The organism is Paenibacillus sp. J31P316 (assembly GCF_056269105.1).
Genome location: NZ_JBWDNI010000004.1, coordinates 23949 through 41275, shown reverse-complemented (window position 1 = coordinate 41275; position 17327 = coordinate 23949). Strand labels below are relative to the sequence as shown.

Below are 17327 nucleotides of genomic sequence, written 5' to 3'. Positions count from 1 at the left end.
TGCTCAAGGCGCTTTACATCACGCATGCTTATCCTAACAAGGGCTTGTCCAGGAACGTAACGCTTCTGTCCGGAGCTCCCCCATGCACATCGAATATCAGAACTTCATTGTCCCCTTCGCGCAATAGCGGCCCCGGAACATACAGCGTCCGCTGCGGACCTGCCTCCCAATAACGGCCGAGATTGAAGCCGTTCACGAAGACGATTCCTTTGGTCCATCCTTTCATATCCAGGAACGTGTCCGCGGCGTTATCTACGCGAAGCGTACCCCGAAGGAAAGTCGGGCGATCGGTTATTCCCGATTCCGATTCCGATCCGGATTCCGAACCGGATTCCGATCCCGTTACCGATTCCGAATCTCCGGAAAGAACCTCGGGTCCAAATTGGAGACGGGAAAGATCCTCGAGCGGAAGCGGACGAATCGTCCAATCGAACAGCATTTGATTCCACCATCCCATGCTATGCAGCCGCACGCTTTCCGTAATGCCTTTCGGATCTCTCATATTCGGCCCGTAATTGACTCGTCCCATATTTTCGACCAGCAGGTCGATACGGGCGCCTTCAGGCGGAATATCGAGCGTGACCTTGGATGCCGGATTCCATCGTTCAAGCACGCCGCGGTATTCGCCGTTCACGTAGACGGTCGCCCGATCATGCACTTCTTTGGCGATCAGCTCGCAATCCGTCTTCGGTCCCGTAACGATGGTGGAATACAGAATAAAGCCGTAATCCTGTCCCAGCTTCTCCATCGGAACCGGCGCCGCGCGGCGCACGGGCTCCGATAATCGAGGCAATTGGCTGAACAGCTCCGCCTTCTCCGTCAGCCGCACGGTCCCGTATGCTCTTTTCTCGGAAGGCTCGGGAACGGGGATTTCGCTCAAATCCACGAAGCGGGACATCACTTCCCGGATCGCCAAGTACTTATCCGTCGGATCGCCGGCTTCGTTCAGAGGCGCATCGTAATCATAGCTCGTGACGACCGGCTCGTAAGTGCCCATATGATGGTTCGCCCCGCTGTAGAAGCCGAAATTCGTTCCGCCGTGGAACATATAGAAGTTAACGGAAGCGCCCATCGTCATCATGTCTTCGAACACTTTGGCCGCATCGTCCGACTTGCGCGTAATATGCGCCTTGCCCCAATGATCGAACCAGCCGTTCCAATATTCCATGCACATGATCGGCGCGTTCGGCTGGTACTCCCGCAGCTTGGCAAACGATTCTTCGGGCTTGGATCCGAAATTAGCCGTCGCCAGTACGCCTTCCACCATTCCGCCCTGCAAGCATCCGTCATCTGCTCCGTCCGAAGTGAACAAGAGCACGTCCACGCCGCGCTTGATCAGCGAGACTTGGAGATATTCCAAATACGTCTTATCGTTGCCGTAGCTGCCGTATTCGTTCTCGATCTGCACCGCGATAATCGGTCCGCCGTTCGTACTGAGCAGCGGCTTCAGCTTCGGAATGAGTACATCGTAATAAGCGTCGACCTTCGCGAGGAACGGTGGATAGGCACAGCGCAGCTGCATGTCCGAATCGGCAAGAAGCCACGACGGCAGCCCGCCGAATTCCCATTCCGCGCAAATATACGGACTCGGCCGCACGATCACGTACAAGCCAAGCTCCGCAGCCGTTTCAATGAACAAGCCAACGTCCGCAAGACCTTCGAATTGAAAGCGATCCTCGGCCGGCTGATGCAAATTCCACGGGATATACGTCTCCACGGCGTTGAAGCCGCAAGCCTTAAGCTTGAGCAGGCGGTCCCGCCAATGTCCCGGAACGATTCGGAAATAATGAAGTGCCCCGGAAATGATCCGGAACGGCTGTCCATCCATGAGGAAAGTTTGTTCGTTGAACGTCAGAAGACTCATGCGTAACCCTCCACTGTTTGTTGGTTGTCGTGTCGTAAAGCGCTAGATCACTTGCCTGGCGCTGCTATATCCCCGAATCATACCATTCGACATCCGGATCAACCATTCGAAATGGTATGGATTTGTTATATAAATGTAGGCTATAATTTATTTTCGCGGCGTTATCGCGATATAAATGTAGGGAACTATACGTGAATAGGGAGCTCTTCATGGATCATACGTTCGAATTGCCCGATTTGTACAATGCGCTGCGGATTCCGGGGATGGAATATGCCAAGCACCAAGCCGGCTGGTCCTACCCGGACCATCGGCATCCTTATTTCGAGTTTTTATTTTGCGTTTCCGGCGAAATCGATCAATGGGTCAACGGGCGGATGTATCGGCTGTATCCCGGCGACGCGATCATTATCCAATCCGAGATGCTTCACCGGACGGAAACGCGCGTGGATTGCAGTTATTTCGACTTCCATTTCGAGGTGGAAATCAACGCGATCAACATGATCTTCCAGTTGACCGCCGACCCGTTGTTTCGCCGTGAATCCTATGGCCACGTATCCGAATGGGTCTCGCGGTTCATCGCTCGTTTCGGCGAGCATTTGCAGCAGCTGATGGTTCGTGATGAGACGAAGCCCAGGGCGATCGCGGATGACATGGCGGCCTCCGTCAACCATCTGCAGATGCATGCCAGCATGTTGGACTTTATCGCGAATCTGGCAACCGAGCTTATCGCTGCGCAAGCCCATCCGCTGCCCGGCTCCGGGGCCAAGCCCTCGCAATTGAAGCTGGCACGGGAAGCCGCGTATTGGATGGAATATCACGTGAATAACCGGATTAACATTACGGCCGTCGCCCAGCAATTGAACGTGCACCGGACTTATTTGCACGAGTGCTTCAAGCTGGTCTATGGCATCTCCCCTTCCGTGTATCAGCAGCGCATCCGGATCCGGGAAGCCAAGAAGCTGCTGCAGAACCCCCGGCTCAGCGTGGAAGAAATCGGACATGCCCTTTGTTATTCCTCGACCAGCCACTTCAGTCAAGCCTTTCGAAGAGCGATGGGGGTATCACCGCAGCAGTTTCGGCATTTCAATGGATCCGCTCCGAATAAAGCTACATGATAAAGCTACATTTCTATAAACGAGCAAGACGATTCAAAATGGCGTACCCGAGGCGGCGATGCTACGATAAAGTGCATCCTCATTAGAAGCCAAAGGAGATTTACGCATATGAGCATCCGTTTGTTTAAATCCTTGTGGGGCATGGAGCATCTGTCCTACCGGGAAAGCATCGAGCAAATTGCCGCGGCCGGGTACGACGGCGTCGAAGCCTCGCTCCCTTCCCCGGAAAATAAGAGCGAATTCTTGGAGCTGCTGCAGGAGCATCGCTTGGATTACATCGCGCTTATCGGCTCGACGGGCGATTCCTTGACCGCTCACGAGGAGACGTTCGCGAAGGGCATCGAACGTGCCGCCGCATACAACCCGCTGCTCGTTATTTCGCACAGCGCACGGGATTGCATGTCATTCGAACAACAGCTCGCGTTCTTCCGATCCGCGCTTCGGGCCGAGCAGTCAGCCGGCCTATCCGTCGGGCATGAGACGCATCGGCACCGGGCGATGTACACGCCTTGGAATACCGCGCGATTGCTCGAGGCATTGCCGGACCTGCGCATTACGGCGGATTTCAGCCATTGGTGCTGCGTCTGCGAATCCCTGCTCGGGGATCAAGCGGAAGCGCTCCGGATCGCTTTCGAGCGAACGATTCATATCCACGCCCGCGTCGGGTATGCCCAAGGCCCTCAAGTTCCCCATCCCGCCGCGCCGGAGTACATAGCGGAATTACGGGCACACGAATCTTGGTGGAAAAGCATCCTCGACAAGCGGGCGGAACAAGGCTTCGGCATGACCACCGTAACCCCGGAATTCGGGCCTCCCGGTTATATGCATACGCTCCCCTTCAGCCAACAGCCGGTAGCCGATTTGTGGGATACCTGCCTTTGGATGGGGGAGCATATGCGAAAGACATTTAATGCATAACGGACCTCGTCCCATCCGAACGCTTCCGGGCTATTATGCCGCCTGGAAGGTTCAGGGAGGTTCAGGAACGGTATCTGTCTATCTACTTCCACGCCCGAACAATTCCCTAATCCCACTCCGTATACACCTTAAAATGACCAAAAAAAGAGCCACTTCCTGGAAGTGGCTGCTCTCGTATCTTCTTCTATCTTGGAGGTTTTCTCTTACTTCACTTGCTTCTTCGCGCTCCGATAGGCCTCGATATAAGCACTCGCCTTGGCCGTAATGAGGTCGAAGTTGCCGCTCGCCACGGCTTCCTTGGTCAGATCCGAGCCGATGCCGACGGCGAATGCGCCAGCGGCGATCCAGTCTCTCAGATTATCCAGCCCCACGCCGCCGGTTGGCATAATATTGGCTTGCGGCAACGGGCCCCTTAGAGTCGGAATAATGGAAGGCGAATAGAGATTGCCCGGGAACAGCTTGACGACATCGACGCCGAGCTCCATCGCGGCGGTAATTTCCTTCACGGTCATGGCGCCGGGAAGAATCGGGACGCCATAGCGATTGCACAGCCGGACCGTCGCTTCGTCGAGACTCGGAGATACGACGAATTCGGCGCCCGCCAGCAGGACGGCCCTCGCCGTCTCCGAATCAAGCACCGTGCCAGCGCCGATGACGGCATAATCGTCACGGCTTTCATCAACGCTTTGATACTTGCGGGCTAGCGCGCTTATGGCTTCGCAAGCGAACGGAACCGTCATCGTGATTTCAATGATGCGAATGCCGCCTTCAATGGCTTTGTCCGCCATCCGGACCACTTCTTCCGGGGAATTGGCTCGCAGTACGGCGACCACTCCGGCCTCATGCATGGCATTCAGCAGCTTCATTTTTTTCATCGTTGTTACCTCTTTCTGATTGTTCTATTTACGTCATTCACGTGCGCCGAGAGATGATGAGAGATATCGAGCTACCGTGATCTTAACGAGCCATCCAGCCACCGTCTACGCAGAGCACATGGCCGTTCATATAATCGGAAGCGGAAGAAGCGAGGAACACAGCCGGTCCTTTCAAGTCATCGGGAGTTCCCCAACGGGCAGCCGGAATACGCTCCAGGATGGCCTGGCTTCTCTTCTCGTCCGCAATCAACGGCGCCGTATTGCGGGTATCGATATAACCGGGCGCAATGGCATTGACCTGAATGCCTTTGCTTGCCCATTCGTTCGCCAATGCTTTCGTAACGCCGGTCACCGCATGCTTACTGGCCGTGTACCCGGGAACGTTGATGCCGCCTTGAAAGCTCAGCAGCGAAGCGATATTGATGATTTTGCCGCTGCCTCTCTCGATCATATGATTGCCCGCAAGCTGGCATAAGAAAAAGACCGAATGCAGATTGATGTCCATGACATCGTACCAATCTTCGCGAGCATGCTGGGCAGCCGGCGTCCGGCGAATGGTGCCCGCATTGTTCACGAGAATATCAATGCCTCCGAAGGCTCCCAGCGCTTCTCGGAAGACACTCTCCAGACCGTCCGCATCGCTTAAGTCAGCCGAAATTTGTTCGATGGCGCCTCCGTGTCCGCGTACGATGCCGACCGTCTCGTTGCTGTTCGATGCCGAGACCGCCACGATGGATGCACCCGCTTCGGCCAGTCCGATCGCGATCGCTTGCCCGATTCCGCCGGAGGTGCCGGTAACCAGCGCCGTCTTGCCCGTCAAATCAAAGCTCATGACTCCCACTCCTTCCTTGTATGAGTACCCGTGTCCCTTCTTGCCGGAACAACTCAGCCGTCTCGGCCGAGATGCCCGAGTCCGTGACGATCGCTTCGACTTCGCTTAATTTCGCGAACGTAAACAAAGCCGCTTGGCCGAATTTGTGATGGTCCGCCACCACGTACGAGGCTTTTGCCGTTTCCAGCCACGCCCGTTTGAGCGGCACGGATTCGCCGGCATAGATCGTAAAGCCGTAGGTCTGATGAACGCCCGTCGCCGACAGGAACGCTTTGGAAATGTTAAGCTTGCGGATGTACGCTTCCGCTTCTGCACCGATCAGCGTGTTCCGGTACTGATAGCCGCCGGGCACGACAAGGCGGATCTGCTCCTTGCGGGCAAGCTCCGCGATGATGAACAGATCGTTCGTCACGACCGTCATCGAGACATCGGGCAGCCGTCTAGCGATTTCCAGCGTCGTTCGGCCGCCGTCCAAGGCGATGACGTCATTGGGTTCGATCAACGCAATCGCCGCCGCTGCCGTTTCCAGACGCTCCGCTTCGTTCGGGACGGCTGCCTGCTTCGGCGACAGAATGCCGAGCTGATTCTCCTGCGCGAGGACCGCGCCGCCGTGAATGCGCGTCAGCAGCCCCTTCTCTTCCAGCTTCGCCAGGTCTTCCCGGATCGTCTTGCCCGTCACCTGCAGCTGTTCCGTAAGCTTCGCGACCGTCACTTCCCGTTCAGCCAGCAGCAGTTCCATGATTTTCTCGTATCTTCGCAGTGGGTTCATTCGAATTCATCGCTTTCTTGCGTTATTTTCTTTATTTCAGCTCCGTCATTTTAACGGCGTCCATATCCTCGAACGTTTGGTTCTCGCCGGCCATGCCCCAAATGAACGTATAGCTGCTCGTGCCGACGCCGCTGTGAATCGACCAGCTTGGCGAGATGACGGCTTGTTCATTGCGGACGACCACGTGGCGCGTCTCGTCCGGCTCCCCCATAAGGTGGAAGACGACGCCGTCTTCCGGCATGTCGAAGTAGAAATACACTTCCGAGCGGCGGTTGTGCGTATGGCAAGGCATCGTGTTCCACATGCTGCCGGACTTCAGCAGCGTCATGCCCATGACGAGCTGGCAGCTCTGAATGCCGCCGGTGTGGATGTAGCGGTATATCGTGCGCTCGTTGGAATTCGTTTGACTGCCGAGGTGGTTCGGGGACGCTTCGCTGATCGCGGCCTTCACCGTCGGGTACGTCTGATGCGCAGGCGTCGAATTCAAATAATATTGCGCCGGCTGGCCCGCGTCTTCGCTGGCGAAAGTCACCTCCTGCGCGCCGCGTCCGACATAAAGGCAATCCTTGTTCGCCATGACGAACGTTTCGCCGTCAACGGTTACCGTACCCGTGCCGCCGACGTTGATGATGCCGATCTCGCGCCGCTCCAGGAACGTGGCAGCCCCGATCGTTGCCGGATCCGCCTCCAGCTTCACGGCTTCGTTCACCGGCACGACGCCGCCGATAATGAAGCGGTCGACGTGGGAATAGCTCAGCACGAGCCGATCGGGAGCGAATAACTGCTCGATGAGAAACTCCTCGCGCAGGCGGGTCGTATCGAATGCTTTGACTTCATTAGGATGGGAAGCATAACGAATATCCACAATAAAATCCTCCTTTTAGGTTCATATGAGTTCATATACTAATTTATATGTTCATTTTAGATCGAAAGTATTTGTAATGCAAGCTGAAATCCGCTCTTCCTGCCGCCGTTTTATTAGTAATCTCAGCCCATTTGAGCAGCGGTAAATTCGATTCCCCTTGTATTTCTAACCGCTACGCCTAAAACAACATAGCAAAAAACCTTCAACGCCACATGGAACGTGGAATTAAAGGTTCTGTCGCAAATGTACGGCGTCGACGTGCCTGGAAACCCGTATGACAACCCGACTTTCTTGGTTCGCAGAACGCGATGCGGCTATTGGACGGCCTGCAGGGTGAACCGCTTCCAGCGCTTGACGCAAACGCCGCAAAGGATGACACCCGCCAGCGCGATGACGCACCATCCTAGGATGGTCGATCGCCACCCATAATGCTCGCTGAAGGCTGCGATGCCGTAAATCGAACCCGCGCTGCCGACGTATGTGAACGCATTGAGCACGCCCGATACCATCGAGACATTGCCGAACTTGGCAAAATACGCGGGCAGCAGGCTGATAAGCATCAGGTTAATGCCTTGCACGCATCCGGTCAGGAGTGCCAATAATGCAATGCCTATGACCGCGTTCGCGTTATAGAATGCAGCCAACAAGCTCGCAGCCGCGAAGGCGGCGGCCCACAGGAGCGCTGCCGTCTTGATCTCGTTGCGCAGCAAGCGCTGGAAGAACGAAGCCGCGGATACGCTGACGATCGCGAAGATCGGCAGGATGGCCGTGCTGAGAATCGAGAGGGAATTGCCGAAGCCGTAGGTATCGTCGATGTAGGTCGGCATCCACGTCGTGATCCCGTCGCGCAAGGCGCCTTGCAGGATGATCGCCGCGATAATCGGCAGCAACAACCCGGCCAGCGCGGATGTTCCTATAGTCCCGTTGCCGTTCTCGTTCCCGGAGTCGGAAATTCCTCCTTGGCATGCTGCTGGCGTGCCAGCCGATGCTTCTATCGCGTATTTGCTTGCGCCCCTGTACCAAATCGCCGCAACGAGCAAGCCCAGCAGCGCGGGGATTGCGAAGGACATCCGCCAGCCGGAGAGGAGAATGCAGAGCGGGACAAGCAGATAGACGCCGATCGTGCCCAAGGAAGCCGCCGCGACAATGCCGACGCTCGTGCGATTGTAAGCGTCGCGGGACAAGGTTTGCGTCATGATGCGTACGAGCGGCGGCCAGAGCATCGCTTGGAACAAGCCGTTGACGCACCACATCGCGGTAATCAGATAGATGCTGCTCATGCAGGCCACGGCCAAATTGAGCAGGGCGGTCCCGGCAAGTCCCATGGCGATCATTCGCTTGGGGGACATGCGGTCACCCAATAAACCGAATATCGGCTGGCCGATGCCGTAGGCGACGAAGCTGCCGATCAAAGCCATGCCGGCCAGCTGGTTGGATACCCGCAGCGAATCGGCGATTTCGGAGATCGCAGCGCCGTAATTGAGCCGCGTCATATAGCTCGTGAAATACACCAGGCAGCACAGCAAGCTGAAAGCCAGGGATCGCCGAGGCGTCAAGGCTAAAGCAGACATCGGCCCTCCCAATCGCCGTTGGCTGGCACGCCGGCCAGTTTGGCGATGGTAGGGGCAATATCCAGGATGCTTGCCTGCCGGAGTTCCGTTCCGGGGGCCATTGACCGACTCTTGATAAACAACGGAATCGTCATATCCTCCGGCATATCCGTGCCGTGCGTACGGTCATGGCCGCCGTGGTCTGCCGTCACGAGCACGGCATAGTCGGAAGGCAAGGCGCGTACGGTCCGCTCGATGCAAGTCCATGAGGCATGGACCGATTCGATATAAGCGTCGGACATCCAGCCATGCCGGTGGCCGATCTCGTCCACGAGGCCAAGGTACAGGAAGACGAAATCGGGCGAGTGCTGCTGAATATAGCGAATCGCTTGATCGGTCACCATTTCATTCGATGCTTCATAGGTGTGGACCGTGCCCGAGATCATGCAGCTATAGGCGAGAGAATCGGGGCGGCTTAGATCGCGCAGCTGCTCCCAATTATAGAACATGCCGCATGTACGCTGATGGGCATGCAGCTGTTCGTAAAGTCCGGCAATGGGACGCACCTGCGGCGTATAGACATTGTCCAAGATGCCATGGCGCTGAGGCGGAACGCTGTGGAACAACGACATATGGCAAGGCAGCGTAACGCTGGGCATAACCGTTCTTCCTTGCAGCGTATAGCCGGATGAGGCGCTCAACTCCTCGATAAAGGGATGACCGCAAGCGGCCAAAGCGTCTGGTCGCATACCGTCGACCAAAATCAATACGATTTTCTCGTTCATCAGGTTCACTCCTACTAGTGATTGATAAGTTGCAGGGCATGCTTCTGATACAGGGCATGGATGGGCGCCGGCAGCCGGTCGTCCGTAATGATCTTGAAGGAAGAGGACAAATCGCACAGCTTGATGGCCGCTGCCGTCTCGAACTTCGTGCTGTCCGCCAGCAGGAAGACTTCGTCCGCATTCTGCATGAATGCGCGTTGGATTTCGAACAGTTCGTGCACGAACTCGGTCGCCCCGTTCTTCAGAGAAATTGCCGACGGGAAAATGAACGCTTTCGAATAATGAAGCCGCCGAATCGCGTCCAACGCCAGATGGCCGTAAAACGCCTTCTCTTCCTTCAGGTATCTTCCTCCGATCTGAATCAGATCGAACCCATCCGAGTCGCGGAAGCAATTAAACACCTCCGGCGAATTCGTGACGATCGTCAGTTTGCGGAACCGGCGTTTGATGACCGCCGCCAGTTCCATGGCTGTGCTGCCGGAGTCGAGGGCGATCGTATCTTCCTCTTGAATGTACCGGGCCGCAATTTCAGCCAGCTGGCTTTTCAACTCCGTGTTCTCCGTTATGCGGGCTTCGAGCTTCGCGAAGGTCTTGCCCTGCTTAGCGGAAACGGCCCCGCCATGCACGCGCGTGAGCGCCTGCTGCTTCTCGAGCTCCGCCAAATCGCGGCGGACGGTCTCGATGGAGACGCCGAACCGTTCCATTAGTTCCGAAACGGTAATCGACGATTGTTTCTCCAGCAACTGGAGGATCTGCATATACCGCTCGTTCGCAAACAAATGCAACCATCTCCACTCATTTCAACATAAATACACAAACGAAGTATAGGCGCTGTTCCAAGTATTGTCAAGCAAAAGGGAATTTCCCCTCTTTATTCCGAAGCTTGCATGCGGCAAGAGCCCCGTACGCCGTGTACGAAGCTCTTGAAGGGCTGCTAGGATATCGCTGTCGCTTTAAACGCAGCCTAGATTATAACCACCGCCTGACTCTCGGCCGCCGAGCCTAACGGGCACGCGATTATTCTTTCACCGAACCAAGCGTAATTCCGTGCACGAAATACCGCTGCAAGAACGGATAAATGATCAGTACGGGCACGATTGTAACGACGATCTTCGCTGCGTTTAATGTTTTGTTCGAAAGCTGCGACAGACTCTGCAGCTGATCCGTGGTAAGCTCGGCCGTGTTAATGTTTATGACGAGCTGTTGCACATAGGATTGAAGCGGATAATGGGCCGGCTTGTTCATGAGAATGAGACCGTCGAAGAAGGCGTTCCAGTGGAACACGATGCTGAACAGCGTGACCGTTGCCATGACAGGCACCGAGAGCGGCAGGTAAATCTTTAGGAGCAAATACCAAGCTCCCGCTCCATCGACCATCCCCGCTTCATCGAGCTCCTTCGGCAGTCCTCTGAAGTAGTTGATGACGAGAATAATGTTGAAGACCGGCACTGCATAGGGCAGCACAAGCGCCCAAATGGAATCAAGCATGCCGTATGATTTGATCGTCATATACCACGGGATGAGCCCGCTGTTAAACAGCATCATGGCAACAAGAAACCACATGACGATATTGCGCCCGGGGAATATTTTATTTTCTTTCGAAAGCGGGTAAGCCATCAATAAGGTAATGATAAAGCTCATCGACGTTCCGAGGACAACCCGTTCGATCGAAACGAGGAAGGCCTTGAAAAACTTTCGGTCGCTCATGATTTCATGGTAAGCCGCCAAATTAAAGTGAACCGGATGCCATTTGACGAGGCCCCCCGCTGCCGCGCTGCTGTCGCTGAAGGACACCGCAACGGTATACCATAACGGATAAAGCGTTGAGATCATCACAAGGCCTAAAATCAAGTAAATGAGTGCATCGGCAGAAACCGCGCCGAATGAGCGTGTTTTAACCATCGTTCAGTCACTTCCTTTAGTTAGAAGATGCGGTAATTCGCGAATTTGGATGCTAACGTATAGGAAACGCCGATCAGCAGGAGGCTTACGACCGCTTTAAGCAAGCCGACCGCAGTCGCCAATCCGTACTGCACGTTCAATAGGCCAACGCGGTACACATACGTATCGATAATGTCGGAAGAGGAGTACACCAGCGGATTGTACATGTTATATATTTGATCGAAGCCCGCATTCAGTACATTGCCGAGGCTGAGCGTTGTCAGCAGCACGATCGTCGGCCTGATGCCGGGCAGCGTTACATGCCATAGCTGTTTGGCTCTGCCGGCTCCATCGATCGCCGCTGCTTCATAGAGGGACGGATTGATGCCGGTCAGCGCGGCTAAATAAATAATGGTATTGAAGCCGAATTCCTTCCACACATCGCTTCCGACGAGAATGCCGGGAAACCATGAATTGCTTGCCAGAAACAAGACGGGCTTAAACCCGAAAGTGCTGAATAATTGATTCACGATTCCATGATAAGAGAACATGTCCGTCACGATGCCCGCGAGAATAACCCAGGACAGGAAGTGCGGCAAGTAAACGACCGTCTGTACAAAACGTTTAAACGCCATCTTGCGCACTTCATTCAGCAGCAGCGCAAAAATAAGCGGAACAATGAGGTTCGCGATAATCTTCATCACGGCCAAATTAATCGTGTTGATAAAAATAACGCGGCTGTCGGACAACTGGAACATATACTTGAAGTTATCGAGTCCCACCCATTCCGAGCGCCAAATGCCAAGCCCCGCGTTGAAGTTCTCGAAAGCGATTGCAATCCCGAACAGCGGAATGAAAGAGAACATAATCAGCAGTATCATTCCGGGTATCAGCATCAGGTAGTAGTTCGTTATGAATGTCCGGTTCCTCATCTTTTCTTCCACTCCTTCATTTAGAACAAGTAGCGCCTGGAGCTAAGCCCCCGGCGCTATTTGTCAGCACATTCTTCCTATCCCTTGAGCGCCTCTGTAACTTCCTTCGTAATGTCATCTCCGCCTTGCGCCTTGAAGTTCTTCACGAAGGCGTCGAAGGCGCTGAGATCGGCACTGCCCATGATGATCTTGGTATACGTCTCATTCTGCAGCTTCAGTAAGTTTGCCCACTTCGTTTCCATGGACTTGGTCTGACCATAATACAAGCTGAATACTTTGTTCATTGGCTTGAACAGCTCTTTACCGGAAACGATGTAGGAGAATGACGGGCCCCACGAGCCGAAGTCTGACGCAGGGTTGTCCTTCGTCTTCAGCCAATTGTCATAAAGCGGCTTCTGGTTGCTGTTCAATGTCGATACGTCCGCAGCTCCGTCCAGTACATCGTTGATCGCCTTCGCATTGCGTTCTACATTATCCGCATACGTCGTTACGCTGCGCATTGGCCAGTTCTGCAAGCCCACGCCTGGATCAAGCTTCGAAGCGTCCGGATCTGCATACGTTTCCGCCGCGACTTGCACGTTAATATATTTCATGAGTGCTTCCGGATGAGCGTAGCCTTTGTTCATGACGAAGTAAGCGCTTGTCGGCGATTGAACATGCGTATTGAACGTGCCTGCCGAATCAAGAGGGACCAGGTAAGGCTTCCAATTCGCTTTGGGATCATTCTTCATCGTATCCGGCAGCGGATCGTAGCCCATCCACCATGGACCGAAGAAGATACCCGACTTGCCGCCTCTGACCAGCTCCAGCGGATCGGTGTGAAGCGCGAATTCCTTCTCGATTAAGCCTTGCGCGTACAGATCGCGAAGCTTGCCAAGCGCCTCCTTCGTCTCCGGCGTGATGCCGCCAAACTCGACATTGCCCGAGCTGTCCTTCACCCAGTTGAGCGGGTAGGAGTGGAACGCTGCGAAGATCGGATCCAAGCCGCCTACGGAGTTGTCCATCTCGAACAACGCTTTGTCCCCCGTAATGCCGACGGTCCCTTTGCCGCTAACATCGTTATCAATGAATGCTTTGGCCACTTTCGCAATGTCATCCACGGACTTCGGCGGCTGCAAACCGAGCTTATCGAGCCAATCTTGACGGATCCACAGCATGTAGATCGAGTCCGCCAACGTTTGCGAGTTCGGAATCGCCATTAGCTTGCCATTGAACGTCGCCTGTTTGAGGCCGATCCCGCTAGCCGATTCGTACATTTCCTTAATTTGCGGAGACGCGTAGTTCTTGTAAACCTCCGTCATGTCTTCCAATTGGCCTGCCTCGACCAATTTCACGAGGTCCGCATAGCCCACGATCATCGCATCCGGAATGTCGTTGCTCGCAATGGCGAGCTTCTGCTTCTGCGTATACGCATCGCCTTGCGCCTGCCATAAATGATTGAATTTAATGTTCAATTTCTCTTCGGTGTAACGGGTGTACTGGTTGTTCTCCACCGTATCGCCGGCTGGCAGCGTCTTCTCTGAAGTCGGGTCGATGGATTTGCCGATATTGATCGTAACCGGCTCAGCGTACTTGCCGAATGGATCGGCAGGCGCCGCGGCAGCATTGCCCGCATTTGCCGTATTGCTGTTGCCAGCGTTCGAGGTGTTATCTGATGCAGCGTTGCCCTTGTTGCTGGCGTTGCCTGTGTTGCTGGAGTCGCCGTTATTCGAGCCGCATCCGGATAGAACTGCCAAACAAGCCGTCAACATGATTGCTGTACTTCGCAAGCGCAGTTTCATCTTAATCCCCCTGTGTAATCGTTTGGCTTTCTTGCACTATCGTATAGCAAAAAGGACCATCCGCGAGAGCACAAACGGTCCTTTGCAGGTGATTATTCGGTTCGATGCTTTATGTGGTTGGATAGACATATTTCATCCAATCGGACGATTTTGCACCTCTTGCCCGATATTCGCTCGGCAGCAGGTGAAAAATAGACCGAAACACTTTACTAAAGTACTTTTCGTTCGGATAGCCCGCCTTCTGAGAGACCGCATAGATAGGAAGCGTCGTCTCTTCGAGCAGCTTCAGTGCAAACCCCAAACGGACGTTTCGAAGGTAGGTTTGGAAGGAAATGCCGATAATGTCCTTGAAGCACTCACTGAAATAGCTTCGGCTGACGCCAACTTCGCGTGCGACTTGGTCCAGATGAAGATCCTCACCGAGATGATCCCTTATATAATGAGCAGCCCTCACGATAGCCTCAATCATCTCAATCGAGTATGGGATCAGCTTCGGTTCCGTCTGGAACCATTTCCGTAAAGCCGCAATATCCGCATGCCATTCTGCGAGTGTCTGAATGGAGGCCGCATCGACCTTCCTCGCTTCCGGCACAATCGGATCTAGCTTAAGAAGCAGCTTCTCTCTCGACCCTTGAACAGCTTCCAACTGCAGCTCATGCTGCTCCATATACGCGATCAGCTTGCTCAGCTTGTTATCGTCTCGAAGCCAATCAAACGGCAGCATCGCTGCCAGGATCCGGGCCTGCTCCTCAGGTGAGGCAACCTGCTGCTCACTCGAATTGGGCTTTTCCGATTTCTGCTTCAATTCGAACCGAATTCGCTTCATAATCCGGTCCAGTACTTCTTCCAGCTTCTCTTTCTCCAGTTGAATCTTCGCGATATAATCGATCGCCCCAAGCCGGAGCGCCTCTTGAACGAGCTCGAAATCCTGATGGTAGGACAGCACGACAATAAACATGTTCGGATATAGCTCGCGAACCTGGCGCATCAGATCGATACCAGACAATACCGGCATCGCCAGATCCGTAATAAGCAGGTCAACCGTATGGGACTTCAGGAACTCAAGCGCTTTCTCGCCATTGCTCGCTTCGCCTACCACTTTTAATTCGAATTGATTCCACGGCAGCAGCGTCATTAAGCCCGTTCGCGCTAATCGATCATCGTCCACTATCAGCACACGCATCATAAGCTGTCGCCTTCCTTCACTGCATGCAATCGAGGTATCCGAAGCGTAATACAAGTGCCTTCGCCTATGATGCTGCTAATATGGAATCCTGCTTGTCCATTATATTGGGAATCGAATACCCGCTTCACGTAGTAAACTCCGATTCCAAGGCCGATTCGGTTCTGTTCCTCCGATTGCTTCTCCAGCAGTCGCGTGATCGTTTCCGAAGTCATGCCGCGACCGTTATCGCGTATCCGAATAATCATGAATTCGCTGCCGTCCGGCTCAACGGTCACCTCAATAAGCCCGTCTTTATCAAAATTCCCATGATAGAGGGAGTTTTCCACAAGAGGCTGCAAAATAAACCGCGGCACCAGGCAGCTCTTCAGTTCCTCCTGGGCTTCAACGGTCATACTGAATTCAAAATCATAGCGGATCTTCTGGAGCGCCATGTAATCCTTCAGCGCTTCCAACTCTTCGGCGATTGTCGATTGCGTTCCCTTCTTGCCAAGGTTGTAATACAGCAATTTATTGAGCGAAGTCGCGACGGTATCAATATCTTCGTGGCCCTTCAAGCGAGCCAACCATTGAATCGTATCGAGCGTGTTATGGATGAAGTGCGGGTTGATCTGGTACAGCAGCTTCTCCACTTCGAAGTCCGCCCGGCGCTTTTCCTTCAGCCTGTTCTCTTCCAGCAGCTCCTTCACGCGGCCTCGCATCGTATCAAAGTGCCGCATCATCGTATCGAATTCCATAATCGAGAACCGCGAGAGCGGCGTGTCGAAATCGCTATTCTCGATAAGCCGCATATCTCGATTGACCTTCCGTAAGGGCACATAGACCATACGCCAAATCGACCAGGCGAACAAGGAACAGAGCAGAATGGAGATCATCAGAATGACGACCAGCTGTTCGATCCATCGTTTAACCTCTTTATGATAGGCCGCCTTAGAGATGACATCGACCGCCGTCCAGCCTTGATTGCTCGTCGCTTCGAACATATAATAGCCGTTCGCTTCCCGAAGTTCACCGGATGCATGGGCGTTCAGATTCGTTCCGATCGGAAAATCGGCCAAGTTCTCGCTATACGTAATTTGATTCTTCTGATCGAGGATAAGCCGGTAATCCTCCAGACTGTCCGTATGTCCGGTTTGATTGATTTTGTCCCACAGCTTGTAACCTGTCTCGAGGTAGACATAAACGTTGTTCTGATCCGGCATCACAATCTTCCGAGCCACGGACAGCACTTGAACGTTGCTGTACTCTCTATTCGTCGAATGCGGACCATAATAGGTGATCCCGCTCAATTCAACGAGCCGCGGCAGCTTCTCGAGCGAGAAGTCGGGTCTTACGTTATAGTTCTGATAAAGAACCTTCTTCTGATCTTCAAAATAATAGAAGTACAGACCCAGCGTCGGATTCGTACTGGATATGATACTTAAATCCTGCTGGATATCGTTGTTGATTTGCGTTTTCGCATAGATGTCCTTTTCCGTCAGAAACTGGCTCAGCTTCTTGCCGATACGACCGTCATAAGCAAGAGCCTGAGACACGTTGTTAATGCTGACGAGCGTATTCTCCAGCGTCATCTGGTACATATTGAGATTATTCTGAATGCCGTCCCGAATGCGCTGATCGAGCAGTGGATAGACGCTTTTGTAGGATATGAAGATGACCATCAGCAGCGGAATCAGCACGTTAAAGCCTAGGATAATGAATAGCCTTCTTACTAAGGTTTTGGGCCAGAAGCCAGCAAGGAAACGCAATCAATGACCCCTCTCAGGATGAAAATCATGGGAAAGCCTTCTGTCAACTAGCATTGAGATCATGCGCTCCATTTATACTAATACACAATACGCGCATTTCCTACGGATATCCGGCCGAATCGGTAGGAAAGTGCACCTTGATCGGACAATTTCGGACGATTTTGCACCGGTATGCATAAAAAACGGCCGATCGGAGTTTAGCTCCTAATCGGCCTTGGTATATCAGATT

At 53.8% G+C, this 17327-nt stretch carries 15 protein-coding genes; 2 read left to right on the top strand and 13 right to left on the bottom strand.

The window, feature by feature from the left end; genetic code table 11:
• Positions 1-28 precede the first annotated feature (28 nt).
• On the bottom strand, positions 29-1864 hold the full coding sequence (locus tag AC0YNU_RS15620) for a glycoside hydrolase family 35 protein (protein ID WP_475758080.1): 1836 nt from the start codon (positions 1862-1864) through the stop codon (positions 29-31).
• Between the two features lie 209 nt (positions 1865-2073).
• Here AC0YNU_RS15620 and AC0YNU_RS15615 point away from each other — a divergent pair, with 209 nt between their 5' ends.
• Both AC0YNU_RS15615 and AC0YNU_RS15610 read left to right on the top strand, forming a co-directional pair.
• Positions 2074-2979 (top strand): helix-turn-helix transcriptional regulator, encoded by a 906-nt coding sequence (locus AC0YNU_RS15615; RefSeq protein ID WP_475758078.1) that lies wholly within the window; start codon positions 2074-2076, stop codon positions 2977-2979.
• Between the two features lie 108 nt (positions 2980-3087).
• Positions 3088-3897 carry a sugar phosphate isomerase/epimerase family protein gene (locus tag AC0YNU_RS15610; protein ID WP_475758076.1) on the top strand — a complete coding sequence of 270 codons (810 nt, stop codon included), beginning with the start codon at positions 3088-3090 and terminating at the stop codon, positions 3895-3897.
• Between the two features lie 203 nt (positions 3898-4100).
• Here the strand turns inward: AC0YNU_RS15610 and AC0YNU_RS15605 are convergent, their stop codons facing one another.
• From AC0YNU_RS15605 to AC0YNU_RS15550, 12 genes are all read right to left on the bottom strand, one after another.
• The gene (locus AC0YNU_RS15605) at positions 4101-4772 is read right to left on the bottom strand and encodes a bifunctional 2-keto-4-hydroxyglutarate aldolase/2-keto-3-deoxy-6-phosphogluconate aldolase (protein WP_475758074.1); all 672 of its coding nucleotides are present in this window, start codon (positions 4770-4772) and stop codon (positions 4101-4103) included.
• Between the two features lie 82 nt (positions 4773-4854).
• Entirely contained in the window at positions 4855-5604 is a 750-nt protein-coding gene (gene kduD, locus AC0YNU_RS15600; protein ID WP_475758072.1) for a 2-dehydro-3-deoxy-D-gluconate 5-dehydrogenase KduD, read from the bottom strand.
• Complete coding sequence (locus tag AC0YNU_RS15595) at positions 5594-6373, bottom strand: DeoR/GlpR family DNA-binding transcription regulator (RefSeq protein WP_475758071.1); 780 nt, start codon at positions 6371-6373, stop codon at positions 5594-5596. The genes kduD and AC0YNU_RS15595 overlap by 11 nt, the downstream gene beginning before the upstream one ends.
• A 31-nt stretch (positions 6374-6404) precedes the next feature.
• Complete coding sequence (gene kduI, locus AC0YNU_RS15590; protein WP_475758069.1) at positions 6405-7238, bottom strand: 5-dehydro-4-deoxy-D-glucuronate isomerase; 834 nt, start codon at positions 7236-7238, stop codon at positions 6405-6407.
• Positions 7239-7552: 314 nt separating this feature from the next.
• The gene (locus tag AC0YNU_RS15585) at positions 7553-8809 is read right to left on the bottom strand and encodes an MFS transporter (protein WP_475758067.1); all 1257 of its coding nucleotides are present in this window, start codon (positions 8807-8809) and stop codon (positions 7553-7555) included.
• On the bottom strand, positions 8797-9573 hold the full coding sequence (locus tag AC0YNU_RS15580) for an alkaline phosphatase family protein (protein WP_475758065.1): 777 nt from the start codon (positions 9571-9573) through the stop codon (positions 8797-8799). Before AC0YNU_RS15580 ends, AC0YNU_RS15585 begins: the two co-directional genes overlap by 13 nt.
• Before the next feature lie 14 nt (positions 9574-9587).
• A complete protein-coding gene (locus tag AC0YNU_RS15575) occupies positions 9588-10352 on the bottom strand; it encodes a DeoR/GlpR family DNA-binding transcription regulator (RefSeq protein ID WP_475758063.1) in 765 nt (254 codons plus the stop codon).
• Between the two features lie 238 nt (positions 10353-10590).
• On the bottom strand, positions 10591-11475 hold the full coding sequence (locus tag AC0YNU_RS15570; RefSeq protein WP_475758061.1) for a carbohydrate ABC transporter permease: 885 nt from the start codon (positions 11473-11475) through the stop codon (positions 10591-10593).
• A 20-nt stretch (positions 11476-11495) separates the two neighbouring features.
• A complete protein-coding gene (locus AC0YNU_RS15565) occupies positions 11496-12386 on the bottom strand; it encodes an ABC transporter permease (protein WP_475758059.1) in 891 nt (296 codons plus the stop codon).
• A 77-nt stretch (positions 12387-12463) separates the two neighbouring features.
• Positions 12464-14167: an extracellular solute-binding protein gene (locus AC0YNU_RS15560; protein ID WP_475758057.1), complete on the bottom strand. Its 1704-nt coding sequence runs from the start codon at positions 14165-14167 to the stop codon at positions 12464-12466.
• A gap of 109 nt (positions 14168-14276) precedes the next feature.
• Positions 14277-15353 carry a response regulator gene (locus tag AC0YNU_RS15555; RefSeq protein WP_475758055.1) on the bottom strand — a complete coding sequence of 359 codons (1077 nt, stop codon included), beginning with the start codon at positions 15351-15353 and terminating at the stop codon, positions 14277-14279.
• On the bottom strand, positions 15350-17098 hold the full coding sequence (locus AC0YNU_RS15550) for a sensor histidine kinase (protein WP_475758053.1): 1749 nt from the start codon (positions 17096-17098) through the stop codon (positions 15350-15352). The genes AC0YNU_RS15555 and AC0YNU_RS15550 overlap by 4 nt, the downstream gene beginning before the upstream one ends.
• Positions 17099-17327 lie beyond the last annotated feature (229 nt).

What these genes read in the sequence shown, in the direction of transcription:
- AC0YNU_RS15615 (WP_475758078.1), top strand. Translation starts at nt 2,074, where the DNA reads ATGGATCATACGTTCGAATTGCCCGATTTGTACAATGCGCTGCGGATT.
- AC0YNU_RS15595 (WP_475758071.1), bottom strand. Translation starts at nt 6,373, where the DNA reads ATGAACCCACTGCGAAGATACGAGAAAATCATGGAACTGCTGCTGGCT.
- AC0YNU_RS15620 (WP_475758080.1), bottom strand. Translation starts at nt 1,864, where the DNA reads ATGAGTCTTCTGACGTTCAACGAACAAACTTTCCTCATGGATGGACAG.
- AC0YNU_RS15585 (WP_475758067.1), bottom strand. Translation starts at nt 8,809, where the DNA reads ATGTCTGCTTTAGCCTTGACGCCTCGGCGATCCCTGGCTTTCAGCTTG.
- AC0YNU_RS15610 (WP_475758076.1), top strand. Translation starts at nt 3,088, where the DNA reads ATGAGCATCCGTTTGTTTAAATCCTTGTGGGGCATGGAGCATCTGTCC.
- AC0YNU_RS15605 (WP_475758074.1), bottom strand. Translation starts at nt 4,772, where the DNA reads ATGAAAAAAATGAAGCTGCTGAATGCCATGCATGAGGCCGGAGTGGTC.
- AC0YNU_RS15560 (WP_475758057.1), bottom strand. Translation starts at nt 14,167, where the DNA reads ATGAAACTGCGCTTGCGAAGTACAGCAATCATGTTGACGGCTTGTTTG.
- kduD (WP_475758072.1), bottom strand. Translation starts at nt 5,604, where the DNA reads ATGAGCTTTGATTTGACGGGCAAGACGGCGCTGGTTACCGGCACCTCC.
- AC0YNU_RS15570 (WP_475758061.1), bottom strand. Translation starts at nt 11,475, where the DNA reads ATGGTTAAAACACGCTCATTCGGCGCGGTTTCTGCCGATGCACTCATT.
- AC0YNU_RS15580 (WP_475758065.1), bottom strand. Translation starts at nt 9,573, where the DNA reads ATGAACGAGAAAATCGTATTGATTTTGGTCGACGGTATGCGACCAGAC.
- AC0YNU_RS15555 (WP_475758055.1), bottom strand. Translation starts at nt 15,353, where the DNA reads ATGATGCGTGTGCTGATAGTGGACGATGATCGATTAGCGCGAACGGGC.
- AC0YNU_RS15565 (WP_475758059.1), bottom strand. Translation starts at nt 12,386, where the DNA reads ATGAGGAACCGGACATTCATAACGAACTACTACCTGATGCTGATACCC.